Below are 12,452 nucleotides of genomic sequence, written 5' to 3'. Positions count from 1 at the left end.
CAAAGGAGTTGAACATGGGATATCCAATGAGTCGCCGGGCCCGTCTCTCATGCGCCATGATGGCGGCAGGCATCGCTACCCTCTGTGCGCAGCCGGCGGTCGCCGCCGGAGTGGAGGCAGCATCGCAACCGGCCGTGCATCTCAGCTCTTCCAGCACCGAACTGGCGGAAGGATTCAACTGGGCGGCCGCCAAAACGGCGCAGTTCATCATGACCGGCCAGCGTGGCGTCACCAACAAGGACGAGTACCACCCGGAGGGGGATGGCACCGGCCTGCATGACTACATCCCCTCCTACTGGGCCGGCTATTACGATCGCACGGCCTTTTACGGACGCGACTTTGCCCATCAGGTTGCCGGTGCCGAGATTGCTGGCTGGCGCGCCGAGAACTTTTCGATGTTCAAGGTGTTTGCTCGCAATGCCACCGACGCGCGCAAGTGGTATACCCTCTGGGCCTTCAACTTTGATGGCTCTCCCCACACCATCGACTACAAGGACGACAGCTGGTTCGTGCGCGAGGTGCCCGCCCAGTTCGAGTTGGTGGAGAAGGCTTACCACGCCTACCTCTGGAGCGGCGATCGCCGCTATATCGAGGATCCCGAGCTGTGGTCCTTTTACGGCAAGGTGCTGACCGACTTCATCGCGCTGCATGATGAGCAGCACCCCAACGGGATCGCCGAGGGCAAGGGAGGTATTTTCCAGGGATCCTGCACCTACAACGAGCGGGGTGAGCACCCGATAGAGGCAGCCGATGCCATCGGCTCCCAGTATCAGGCGACGCTGGCTTATGCCGCCATGCTGCAGGCTCGCGGTGAAAAGCGGGCGGCGCAAGTCTGGCAGCGCAAGGCGGTGCAGCTGAAGCGCTACTTCAACGAGGAGTGGAGCCGGGTTGCCGGGGATGAGGAGGGCCACTATGCCCGCATCCTCGACAGCAATCTCAGCAAGCGCAACGATTTTGGCAAGGAGAACAGCTGGTTTATTCCGATGAAGCGGCTATCAGAGCCGGGGCCGCGCAATGACCGCTATCTCGACTTTATCAGCGAGATGGTGGGCGAGGGGATCGGCTCGACACCACAGGCACCCGCCAACATCGAGGCCTACACCTATCTGCCGGATACCTATTTCCCTTATCAGCGCAACGAGGAGGCGTGGCGCTGGATGCGCTACATTCTGGCCAAGCGAAATCTCCCCCATGAGCGGCCTAGTCAGGGCACCAATGGCGACTATCCGGAGATCTCCTTTACGCTGGTGTCGCAGACCGTGGAGGGGATGATGGGGGTTGAGCCGGATGCGGCCGCGCACCGGGTGGCAACCCTGTCCCGATTGCCCGCTTTCATCGACTGGGTAGCCATCGAGCAACTGCCGGTCGGGGCCCACCGGTTGTCACTGCGCCATGAGGGCGTTACCGCCAGCAAGTTGGGCAACACGGGGCCGCGCGCGCTGTTCTGGGAGGCCCGCTTCCCGGGCAACCACGGATTCCTGCTGGTGGATGGCAAGCTGCGCAAGGCGCGTATGCAGCGCCTCAACGGAGTCACTGTGAGTGCGGTCGAGGTGACTGTGCCGCCGGGTGGACGAGTGAATGTATCGGTACCGTCCCGCTAAGCGGTGAGAGATTGAGTCAGGGGGGCGTGAGCCCCTTTTTTATTTGGGAATTTACTGCGAAGAGTTGGCCCGTTCCCGACTCAGTTGGCGGTAGCGACTCGGTGTCAGCCCCAGATAACGCTGGAAGGTCTCATAGAAGCGGCTGCTGGAGTTGAAACCTGCCGTCAGTGCGACATCGAGGATGGTGCGGTCGGTATCGCTGAGCAGGGCTCTGGCATGGTTGATCCGCATCGCGGTGACGTACTGCTTGATGCTCATCTGCATCACCTTCTGAAACAGCCCCATGGCGTAGTTGGGGTGCAACCCAACATGATCGGCCAGCTCCCTGGTGGTGAGCGGGGCATCATGGTGGGCGGCAATGTATTCGAGCATCTGCTGCACATGGAACTGGGAGTGTTTTGAGGCACCCGTCGTCGTCCCCTGATTGCTGTGGTTGGCGAGCAGGCGGCTCCAGCCATCCAGCCCTAGGCGCCGCAACATCAGGCAGATCTCGTCGGCAACCAGTTGCTGACGGCCAGGGTCATCCATCCGGCTCTCCGTGACCCAGCGGGTCAGTTCAAACTCGCTCACCAGCATGGCTGATCGCGACTGCAGTACGCCGCCATGGGTGACCTGATTCAGCAGCTCCCGATTGATGGGCCAGGAGAGAAACAGATGGATCGGTATATTGATGAGGCCCATCTGCGAGCAGTGGCCGATACGGGTCAACTGATGGGGGATGGCCGCCCAGAACAAGCCTGCATGGCCTGCCGCCAGAGTGAAGGATTGGCCATTCATGGTGTACTCCACATCACCATCGAACGGGATGTTGACTTCCACCTGGCCATGCCAGTGGTAACCGGCCATCTCGTGGGGAGCCCGCAGTTCCACATCGATCGCCTCATAAACGGAGTAGAGCGAGAGGGGGCTGCTTAGCCCCTCATCGGTCTCGTGCACGCTGGAAAAGTAGGGGCGTTCAAGCTTCGTCATCATGCAGGCATCGTTATCAGGTGGATTGAAGAGACCCTGTTTGTATCACCATTCCGAGTCTCTGCCTGTGGCGGTCGTTCCGTTATTGCATCTTGTGGTGCACCAGAGCAGGAAACTGCCGGTGAACTCACAGTTGGGGTATGCAGGAGACAGCGGAGTTGCATGCTCTACCCCTGTTGTCCCCTGCTCTGCGATGTCATCTGGACACCAGCCGCTCCAGTCCGGTGAGTGCTTGTTCCAGATAGCTGCGCGGGCAGCCCAGATTGAGGCGAATAAAGCCCTGCCCCCCTTTGCCAAAGCCGATCCCCATCGACGGGACAACTCTCGCCTCTTCGATAAGCCGCTGTTTCAGCTCATCGTCATCCAGCTCCAGTTGGCGGCAATCGATCCAGGCCAGATAGGTGGCATCGGCCTCCATCAGTTGCAGACGGGGCAACCGGGTTGCCAGCTGCTCGGCAAACCAGTGGCGATTATCTGTCAGATAGGCGAGCAGCCCGTTTAGCCATGCCTCGCCGTGCTGATAGGCCGCAGTGGCAGCCTCCATGGAGAGCGCATTGAATACATCCAGACCATGGGCATCGAGACGCTGTTTGAAGCGCTGGCGCAGCGCAGGATCCGGGATGATGAAGTTGGAGATGCGCAGCGAGGAGAGACCGAAGCTCTTGCTGGCAGAGGTCGCCACCACCATGTTGGGCAGCAAATGGGGCGGCAGGGATAGCACCGAGGTGTGCCGATGGCCAGCCAGTTGCAGATCGGCCCAGATCTCGTCTGATACCAGCGTCACGCCGTGCTGCTGGCACAGGGTCGCCAGTTCATAGAGCTCGGTGAACGTCCAGCTCCTGCCGGTCGGGTTGTGGGGATTGCAGAGGATCATCATGGCGGGGCGCTCCACCATGAAGAGACGTGCCAGCTGCGGCAGATCCATCTCGTAGCGATTCCCTTTTCGCAGCAACGGGTTATCTAGCAGTCGTCGCTCGTTCAGCGCGATGATCTTGGCAAAGGAACCATAACAGGGGCCCTGGACAACAATCCCTTCTCCGGGTTGTGTCAGCATTTGCAGTAGCAGCGAGATGCCGGGGATCACCCCCTCGACGGAGTGGATCCACTCCCGTTCTATGGTGATCTGATGGCGCCGGGCAAACCATTGTTGTATGGCGCTGAAGTAGTCATCCCGTCGCTCGCTGTATCCGAATACGCCGTGGGCGACCCGCCGTTGCAGTGCCTGCTGCACGGTTGGTGGACAGGCAAAGTCGAAATCGGATACCCACATGGGTAGCAGATCGCTGCCGTCGATGCCAAGGTACTGGGGCATACAGTCCCACTTGATGGAGTTGGTATTGTGGCGATCAATCACTTGGTCAAAGTTGTGCTCCGGCATCTTATCGCTCCTCCGCCACTGTCATGGTCCGCGGCTCCCCTGTCACCTCTTTCCGGTCTGCATGGGCGATGCCAATACCGGTAAAGCCGTAGCCCAGGGCAAAGAAAAGGGCTGCATAGCACTGGATGGCCCAGGGGAGGTAATCGAGCGTCGGGATGCCAAGGGTGCCCGCCATATAGACACCAGCAGCCGTCCAGGGGATCAGGGGCTCAATCACGGTGCCCGCATCCTCTATGGTGCGGGAGAGGTTCTTGGTATCCAGCCCCATGCGACGGTAGGCGTCCTGAAACAGCTCGCCCGGGATGAGCAGGGCCAGCTTGCCGTCACTGGTGGCACCGGTGACCAGCAGGGTGGTGGCAATGGTCGAGGCGATCAATTGGCCAGTGGAGTGAATAAGGGTCAGCAGGCGATTGATGATGAGGTCGAGCGCCCCCGTCAGGGTCAGTACACCGGCAAAGGAGAAGGCGCAGAAGACCAGCAGAATGGTGCTCATCATCGAGAACATGCCACCGCGATTGAGTAGGCGGGGGATATCGGGGAGCAGCTGGCTGACGTCATGACCCAGCGGGGTGAACATGGTGAGGTTGAAGCCGTCGATCAGGGCATTGAAACCGGACTGTAGCGGCAATCCCTGCAACGTAATCCCGAGGATAATGGCGATGGCGCTGGCCAGCAGCATCAAGGGAATAGTGGGCTTCTTGGCGATCGCCCCCCACAGCACAATCAGCGGGGGCAGCAGCAGGAGAGGATTGAAGTGGTAGAGCTGCTCCAGTGTGGACAGGATGGTGATGACCTTCTCCGGTGTGGCCACCTCTTCACCGATGACTGAAAAACCGGCGACGAAGAAGACGCCGGCAGCCAGCAGGAAGCTGGGCAGCGTGGTCCAGAGCAGGTGCTGGATATGGGCGTAGAGGGTGGTATCGGCCACAATGGCGGCGAAGTTGGTCGAATCGGAGAGAGGAGAGATCTTGTCGCCGAAATAGGCGCCTGACACCACGGCCCCGGCTGCCGCTGCCAGCGAAACATCCAGACCGTGCGCAACCCCCATCAGGGCTACCCCGACGGTGCCTGCTGAGCCCCAGGAGGTACCGGTACAGACCGAGACCAGACTGGTGATGAAGAAGGCCGCAATGAGAATGTATTGCGGGCTGATCAGCTTGAGCCCCCAATAGACCATGTAAGGGATGGTGCCGCTGAACATCCAGCTGCCAATCAATCCACCCACACAGACCAGGATCAGAATGACCGGCATCGCCTTGGCCAGCTTCTGGACGATGGACTGGATGATCTCGTCCCAGCTATATCCCTGCCAGCAGGCGAGCAGTGCTGTGAAGATGGCGGACAGCAGGAGCAGTGGCTCAATGCGCAATCCCATCAGAACATAGCCAACGATCAGGAGCCCCAGCATCACCAGAATGGGTAATGTGGCAAGCCCCAGGGTCAGGGTCTTTCTCTCTTGTTTCATCACAGTTGATCCATCGCTTCAGAACATGGCGCCATTGTGGGGCGAGCAGCCTGGTGGAAATGTGAGCCTTGCACGCCAGCCATGTAACCGGTTACATGGTGTTCTGGAACGTGATCATGGTCGCAGAAGAGGAGGTTGCGTCAGGGGCATAACCGACTCGCGAATGACCAGTGCAGGGGTGAACTCATGGATCTCCGGGCCCGGGTCCTGCTGTTGCAGTCGGGTGATGGCCAGCTCGGCAGCCCGTTTGGCCATGGTCTCAATGGGGTAGTGCAGAGTGGTCAGTGTCGGGTAGAGGTAGCGGGCCAGCATGATGTCATCGAACCCGATAATCGACAGGTCTTCAGGGATCCGTCGCCCGCATTTTCTCAGGTGCGACATCATGCCTGCCGCCATCACATCGTTGAAAGTGAGCACGGCGGTTACCTCGGGGCACTCAGCAAGCAAGCGCGCCGCCGCCTGTTCGCCCCCCTCCTCGGTAAAGGGCTGGCTGATAACCCACTGTGGTTTGAGTGCCAGATGATAGTGAGCCATTCCTTGCTCATATCCCTCCAGGCGGAGCTGCCGATCGGCGATGGGCAAATCACAGGTGATGAAGCCGATCCGGCGATGACCTTGAGCCACCAGATGGTCGACGGCGGCTCGGGTGCCTGCCCGGTTGTCCAGCCAGACACTGCGGTGAGCCAGCTCGGGCAGATAGCGATTGATGGGAATGAGTGCTGGCATGTGTGAGGCGTAACGGAGCAGCAGTTCGTCAGAGAGGCGAGTGGTATGGGCAACGATGGCTTCGCAGCCCTGATTGATCAGAAACTCGAGCCCATACTGCTCCTGCTCGCTTTGATGGGACCCGCTACAGACCATCAACCGAAAGCCGTGCTGCCGGCTGATGGCTTCTACTCCGCGGGCCAGTCTGGCAAAGAAGGGATCGGCCAGATTGCCGGTCAACAGGCCGAGCATATTGCCGCTGCGTTTTGCCAGAGCCACTGCCGCCATGTCGCGTCGATAGTCGAGCACACGCATTGCTTTCTCTACCCGTTCCCTGGTCGCCGGTTCAACATGGGCAGAGTTATTGATCACTCTTGAGACGGTTGCCGTCGAGACCTTGGCGAGGGTTGCGACCTGTCTGATGGTGGCCATCTGATTGCCTTGTTCATACTCCGGAGATAAGGGGCTCTCTTATAACGACAACTCGGTATGTCAGCTACCTCTTGCGGTTCGCTTTACTGCGATTTGTGATCGGAGTGGCACATTGGTGGTTTGCAAGGCGAATGACATAAAGAGGCTAAGGGAAGGAGCAGAGACGATGCGGGGTGTACTATCACCAGATGATGGCGGAGGGGGATAAGCAAAGAGGCCGCCGTGAGTTGCGGCCTGTCTGCATCGGGCGCTGCCGGAGGGCAGGCAGGATCAGTTGAGGTCTTCGATGGAAGACTCGCCACATTCATCTAAGTGTTTGATTATTATATTTTTAATTGTTTTGGTTAAGTGTTTTTATTTTTTTGCCCCACACTAAACCCCGCACAGTCAAAATTCTCTCTGCTGGTGGCCGGCATAGAGCGTTTGGCCAGTGAGCCGTTTCCTCTCCTCTGGTGGTGATAACTCAGCCAGCGGAATGGGCTGTGTTGTCGTTTTCACTGCGTCATGGACGTGAGGTGGCAGGGATTATTTCATCTATCAGTTCGGTTGGGTCGAGATCCCGTTAGCCGCTGCAGCAGGTTGTCTGTCAAGGTTGCTCTGGCAGCCTTCCAATCAGCGATGTTGCGAGGCTTCATCTCGCATAGGTGGAAAAAGCGTGCCTCATGACGATCTGTGCGGCTCCCTTATGCTCATTGAGCTATTGGCTGCCAATGATGTAGAGCGCTACGCCAGGAGTCATTACATATGCTCATGTACACCAACCTGAAACCTGTGGTCTGTGATAAACCTTGCTCACCCAATATCTGGCAAATGTACGGATGGTATTGGCCGAAATTATTTATAATTATTTGTAATTTAAAAATATAAGCAGTTGGTGATCACAATAATGAATATGTCTCGATTTTTTTATTTTTCATGAAATCTATTTTCGGTAGGGTTTTATAGCAATCAACAAACCGAGAGACGTAAATAATGAAAAACACGACCTTGGCAATTGCCATTTCAATGGCGCTGTCTGTCCCCGCCATTGCCGGCACAGTGTCAGAACATGAAGCCGATAATCGCAATGGATATATCCAGTTGCAGCCTTCCGAAAATAATGAACAACTCCTGACAGATGCAGTCAATGCAGAGATTATCAATTTTCCTGACAAGAATATGGAAGCCGCGGTCAAATCTGCGTTGGGTATTGCTGAGGCAGATCCTGTGACGACTCAGGATATGCTGGCGCTGGATAGTCTCAATGCTGTCGGTAAACATATCGAGAACCTGACCGGGTTACAGTTTGCCACCAATCTTGTTTCACTGGATGTGACGGACAACGATATCAGTGATATTTCCGCAATCAGTGAACTGCCGCTCTCCACGCTGAAAATAGCGGCCAACCGTCTCGCTGATATCCATCAACTTGGCAGAATATCTACGCTGACCATGCTGGATATCTCGGGAAATGGGATTGATTCACTGAGCCCGATTGCGGATCTGATGAATCTGACCACCTTGTCCGTCAGCGATAACCCGATAGATGACCTATCCCCGCTGGGAAAGATGAGCAAGCTCAAGCAGCTTGAGGTGGCATCAGCCAAGATCTCCACTCTGGAGTTTATGCCTGCGACCCTGGTTGGTCTGAATATTTCGAATAACAAGATGGCGGATTGGTCCGGCATGGCCAACCTGTCTGCTTTGCAGAAGCTGGATGTGTCGGGGTGTCGCCTGGATGACCTCGAGAAGATAGTGCATGGGCCGCGCTATCTGGCGAAGCTGACTGCCGATGACAACTACATCAGCAACACTCGGCCGCTGGCCTATCTGCACGACAACACCAGTGTGTCATTGAAGAATCAACATGTGGTGATGGCGGATACGGTGCAGGGGAAATGGCTCAAGATCGTTTTGCGCACTCCGCAAGACGAGGTACCAGAGATTGTCTGGGCGACGCCCGGCAGCTATGACGAGACGAACAACCTGCTGGTATGGGAAGGGGCAGGCCAGAATTCACTGACATGGTCCTACGAGAGCAGCAACAAGAAGGTGATTGCCAGCGGTAGCGTTGTGCAGCAGGTATTCCAGCCTTAATATGCGGCTGGCTTTTATGGCACTACCTCCATGACTCCCGGCAGGTAGTGCCATTTTTTTTAACTAAATGAGGAAGAGAGAGACCATCCCGGACAGGGTATGGAAAACAAAATTGACGTGAATCAAGCGGATATGATTCATCTTTAATGTTCATTCAGATTTGCATCTTGATCAGATAAAATCACGGTCACGAGCCCCCCCTGGATGGGGGCTTTGTTGTTATGGATGCTCTTATCTCTATGTTTTTAAGGGTATTTTTATGAAATTAATCGTAATTTAACCGCATGGGCTTTCAGTGCTAACATTTTCGCTCCATTTAATTGCCAAAAGGTAGCGAAATGTTTCGTAAAAGGGCTGATGTGGATGTTCTTTTCCCTAAGCCAACTGAATCATCGGGATGGAAGCCGAAGAAAAACTATGAGCTGGACTACATAAATATACCTATAAAGTACATAAAAACGCTGGTGTATATACTGGTAGTCATAGTTGCTGTATTGGACATATATTTTGCTTTTGAGATCTATTTCGAATATAGCGGTTGGCTGGTATGTAAAGGGGTGGCTAATGAATCCTGCTTTTTGGGGTGGTAGTCACATTCAAGTTTGCTGATTGATGAGCATCATGCTGGAAATAAATTATCACATTGGTGATGACATCACCTTTATTCCATCGCGTTATTGTCTGGTCAAAGAAAGGGGAGATGCTACCCGCGAAGTACATTTAAGCCAGAAAGAGTGCCAACTGCTGGAGTTTTTCTGTGAACACCCCCAGCAGGTGATGTCCAGAGAGGAGTTTATCTCTGCATTGTGGAACAACAGTGAAAGCAGCGACGCGGGTCTGAATAAAAATATCCTGATGATCCGGCGCAAGCTGGAGTCCCTGGGGGTGATGGACTCTATCCGTACCGTGCCCAGAGTGGGTTACATGATGGATCTGACCATCCTGAAAGAGGAGCTGATCATTGACGACGCCCCCGACACTGTCACCCATGATGCGCTGGTCGGAGAGCTGGTTGATGAAACGGACACAGGCCGCGATCTGTTTGACGAGCCCCCCTTGCTGCAACCCGCATGGCACCGCAGCAGGGTTATCCTCAAGCGTGGCATCATGGTCTCGTTGCTGCTTGGTCTGCTTGTTCTGGCTGGCTGGTTTCTGCTGGCGGAAGAAGAGAGCCTGCCCTATCTGACCAAAAAGATAACCACCCGGCACGGCATCATCTATCGCGTGGATGGGGCCAATCCGCCGATTTCCAGCGCCACTCTGGAGATGATTGACAAGGCTTCTGCGCAGTCGGCGGAGAGCGAATACCGGATGATGATTGCCGACCACCTGATATCGCTGGTCTCTTATGAAGGCGATCGGCCCCTGTGGGAGAAGGTCTATTTCGTTCAGCATGATGCGTCGCTGGAGCCTCAGCTAAGGTGCATCGCACAGCATCTCTCTGTGCCCCCCTTCCGTGATTTTCCGGCACCCATGGGGGAGGGGTATTACAACAACGTCAATTTCTATGCGCCTTGTGATGGGACAGAACATCCCGTATTGGCGATGCAGGTCAGACACAAGGGGTATGGTGCGCCGATCCACGAATTCGTGCAGGAGGTCTCGTTGGTGACGCCAGCCGGTGAGGAGATGGCAGAGCTGACGCTCCTCAAAACCCGTGATGGCAGGCTGACGGAGATCAACGGCCGCTATCCCGATTACGTCATGAAAGCCCATCTGCAGAGTGTGCACGTCAAGGCGCTGGAGTCGGAGCTGCTGACCCCCTACCGGGCGGCTGTCATGAGCATTATGACCAGCGAAGAGGAGCATTTGCGTTACACCCTGGAGGCGCAAAAAGTGCTGCATGCCTCCACCGTACATGGCGGTTTTCTGATGCTGTCGCGCAGGGCGCCGGATTAAGCCCCTGCCCGGATGCCTAGGCGGGGATCCGTCGTCACTCATCTCACCAAGGCTGGCTTGTGCCAGCCTTTTCTTTATTCTGCCCTTGCCGCGCCACCAGCTTTTGCCTTGATGCCCCCTCTCCTCGCCACCGCCCTGAACCCCTTGGTTAAGTGAAGTGCCGGCCGGCTCGCTGGTTGCTGGACCCTATGCTGCAACACAATGGTCCTGAGGCCGGGCGTGGCGGTGGGGGGCAGCTGCGGGATAAAGGGTCAAACAGGGATGGGCCTCAGGCTCTGGGGATGATGCGGGAGCAAGGGGGGCCGGATTGTGCCGTGCGGATTGCTTCAGCAGTCAGTGCGAAAGGGGGATTCACTCGGCCGTCAGGAGCCCCACACCGCCGCCGCTGAAGATACCGGACGCCCCCGGATAGGGGGCTGACGCCGAGCGCGAATGGATGGATCCCTTCGGCGGAGCGCACCCCGGTCGGCAGAGGCTGGCCATCCGGGGGCGGTATGGTGACGGTGCCCGACTCGATGTCGCGGGTGTGCACATAACGGGCCAGAGGATCGACGTGGCTTATGCGTGCTGCATGGGATAGCGGGTAATGGCGCAGAGGGGAATGGCGACAGTGCGGAGGAACAAGGAGGGGGGCCACAGCCATCGGTTGGAGTTGGAGGGCGTTCCGGGTCAGAGCTCGGCGAATAAGGCCCAATGGCAAGGCAATTCCGTTTGCCTTGGTCGCGGAGTCAGGTTATCTGCGGAGGATTACTGGTAGGTCATGATAAAGTCGGCGGAGGCATCGAACTCACCCGGCACTGCCTTGCCACCTTGAGCCACGGTACTGATCACCTTGGCACCAAACTTCAGGTGATTGTCGCCATTGACCAGGCTGGCCACCTTGGTCGGGGTGCCGAGCACGATCTCTTCCCCATTTTGCTTGTTGACCAGGGAGATGGCGCCACCGGAGCCGCCGCCATTAAGGGCCAGGCTCTTCTTGGCGGTGTCGGCCGGGATGCCGTTGAAGGTGACGGTGGCGTCGCTGGCGGTGGCGAAGTCACAGGCTTCCAGGTGGATCTCGAACGGGCGCAGCGGCGTGGAGCCTTGCTTGTTCAGCAGCGAGTTGGCGATCTCCCCCATCTGGATGGTCTGGTCCACGCTCTCCGGGGCGATGGAGCAGGGGGCGTCGATAATGGCGCCGATAAACTTGATGGTGCCGTGACCCTGATCCACCGGCGGTTTTTCGGTTGGTGGGGTCTCTTCGGCAAAGGCGGTACCAGCGGCGGTCAGGGCGAGGGAGAGGGCGAGTGCCGACATTCCCCAGCGGGCGGAATTCATGGGTTTCATATTGTTGTCCTTACTTTTTTTCGTTCGGGAGTATGCATAACGACAGCGAGCCGGTGAGTCAGGAGAAAGGGAGCCCTATGGTGGTTCAAACCGACTCACCTGGTGCTGTCGACCAAGGCATGCTACCCCCTGAAGCTGCCCGCTCCCAGTTATGAAAAATTTCTTTGCAATCCCTTTTATATCAATGTGTTGACCTCTTTTTGGTATGCGGTAGAGGGGGCAGGGCAGTTGCGGCTAGGCCAATGGAGAGGAAACACACACCAGGGGAAATCGGATCTTACATAACGGGCATACCGTATTATCCGCAGTGCATATCCCAAGGCGTTCTTCGCGGACAGGCGATGCGCGGACAGCCGCTAGTGAGGGGTCTGGTACGTCGTTGGAGTCGGCAGGACGTCGAATCTCCCCACGGGGGAGGGGGGCCGGTTCGTCCCTTGCCATGTACCAGTTATCCCGCCGAGCATCAGCGGGGTCGCCTTAGGCCGCGCTTCGGCTCAGCATGAACAGGCCTCCCCTGTCCCCCCCGGAAGTTAAGCCGCGTGCACCTGCACGTACCCGCCTTCTTCGGGCCAGCGACTACTGGTTGGGGGACGCTTGAGGC

8 protein-coding genes are annotated in these 12,452 nt (G+C 57.0%); 3 read left to right on the top strand and 5 right to left on the bottom strand.

Features of this window, described 5'->3' with window-relative positions; all coding sequences use genetic code 11:
* Positions 1-14 precede the first annotated feature (14 nt).
* Complete coding sequence (locus G5315_RS05715; protein ID WP_421332689.1) at positions 15-1,601, top strand: hypothetical protein; 1,587 nt, start codon at positions 15-17, stop codon at positions 1,599-1,601.
* Between the two features lie 51 nt (positions 1,602-1,652).
* On the opposite strand, the gene melR is transcribed toward G5315_RS05715, so the two are convergent.
* From melR to G5315_RS05695, 4 genes are all read right to left on the bottom strand, one after another.
* Positions 1,653-2,573: a transcriptional regulator MelR gene (gene melR / locus G5315_RS05710; protein ID WP_421172683.1), complete on the bottom strand. Its 921-nt coding sequence runs from the start codon at positions 2,571-2,573 to the stop codon at positions 1,653-1,655.
* Between the two features lie 193 nt (positions 2,574-2,766).
* Positions 2,767-3,948 carry a MalY/PatB family protein gene (locus G5315_RS05705; RefSeq protein WP_421172684.1) on the bottom strand — a complete coding sequence of 394 codons (1,182 nt, stop codon included), beginning with the start codon at positions 3,946-3,948 and terminating at the stop codon, positions 2,767-2,769.
* Position 3,949: 1 nt separating this feature from the next.
* A complete protein-coding gene (nhaC, locus tag G5315_RS05700; RefSeq protein ID WP_421332687.1) occupies positions 3,950-5,413 on the bottom strand; it encodes a Na+/H+ antiporter NhaC in 1,464 nt (487 codons plus the stop codon).
* 114 nt (positions 5,414-5,527) lie between these two features.
* Positions 5,528-6,550 (bottom strand): LacI family DNA-binding transcriptional regulator, encoded by a 1,023-nt coding sequence (locus G5315_RS05695; RefSeq protein ID WP_421332686.1) that lies wholly within the window; start codon positions 6,548-6,550, stop codon positions 5,528-5,530.
* A gap of 972 nt (positions 6,551-7,522) precedes the next feature.
* Here G5315_RS05695 and G5315_RS05690 point away from each other — a divergent pair.
* A complete protein-coding gene (locus tag G5315_RS05690; protein WP_421205575.1) occupies positions 7,523-8,626 on the top strand; it encodes a leucine-rich repeat domain-containing protein in 1,104 nt (367 codons plus the stop codon).
* A gap of 621 nt (positions 8,627-9,247) precedes the next feature.
* On the top strand, positions 9,248-10,525 hold the full coding sequence (locus G5315_RS05685; protein WP_421332684.1) for a winged helix-turn-helix domain-containing protein: 1,278 nt from the start codon (positions 9,248-9,250) through the stop codon (positions 10,523-10,525).
* A gap of 747 nt (positions 10,526-11,272) precedes the next feature.
* On the opposite strand, the gene G5315_RS05680 is transcribed toward G5315_RS05685, so the two are convergent.
* On the bottom strand, positions 11,273-11,851 hold the full coding sequence (locus G5315_RS05680; protein ID WP_421332683.1) for a fimbrial protein: 579 nt from the start codon (positions 11,849-11,851) through the stop codon (positions 11,273-11,275).
* Positions 11,852-12,452: the final 601 nt, after the last annotated feature.

It is taken from the genome of Aeromonas sp. 603607 (genome assembly GCF_049171595.1).
Taxonomy (GTDB): Bacteria; Pseudomonadota; Gammaproteobacteria; order Enterobacterales; family Aeromonadaceae; genus Aeromonas; species Aeromonas veronii.
The sequence above is the reverse complement of the archived record's forward strand: the minus strand, read 5'-3'. Positions and strand labels throughout refer to the sequence as shown.

What these genes read in the sequence shown, in the direction of transcription:
- G5315_RS05715 (WP_421332689.1), top strand. Translation starts at nt 15, where the DNA reads ATGGGATATCCAATGAGTCGCCGGGCCCGTCTCTCATGCGCCATGATG.
- G5315_RS05680 (WP_421332683.1), bottom strand. Translation starts at nt 11,851, where the DNA reads ATGAAACCCATGAATTCCGCCCGCTGGGGAATGTCGGCACTCGCCCTC.
- nhaC (WP_421332687.1), bottom strand. Translation starts at nt 5,413, where the DNA reads ATGAAACAAGAGAGAAAGACCCTGACCCTGGGGCTTGCCACATTACCC.
- G5315_RS05685 (WP_421332684.1), top strand. Translation starts at nt 9,248, where the DNA reads ATGCTGGAAATAAATTATCACATTGGTGATGACATCACCTTTATTCCA.
- melR (WP_421172683.1), bottom strand. Translation starts at nt 2,573, where the DNA reads ATGATGACGAAGCTTGAACGCCCCTACTTTTCCAGCGTGCACGAGACC.
- G5315_RS05690 (WP_421205575.1), top strand. Translation starts at nt 7,523, where the DNA reads ATGAAAAACACGACCTTGGCAATTGCCATTTCAATGGCGCTGTCTGTC.
- G5315_RS05695 (WP_421332686.1), bottom strand. Translation starts at nt 6,550, where the DNA reads ATGGCCACCATCAGACAGGTCGCAACCCTCGCCAAGGTCTCGACGGCA.
- G5315_RS05705 (WP_421172684.1), bottom strand. Translation starts at nt 3,948, where the DNA reads ATGCCGGAGCACAACTTTGACCAAGTGATTGATCGCCACAATACCAAC.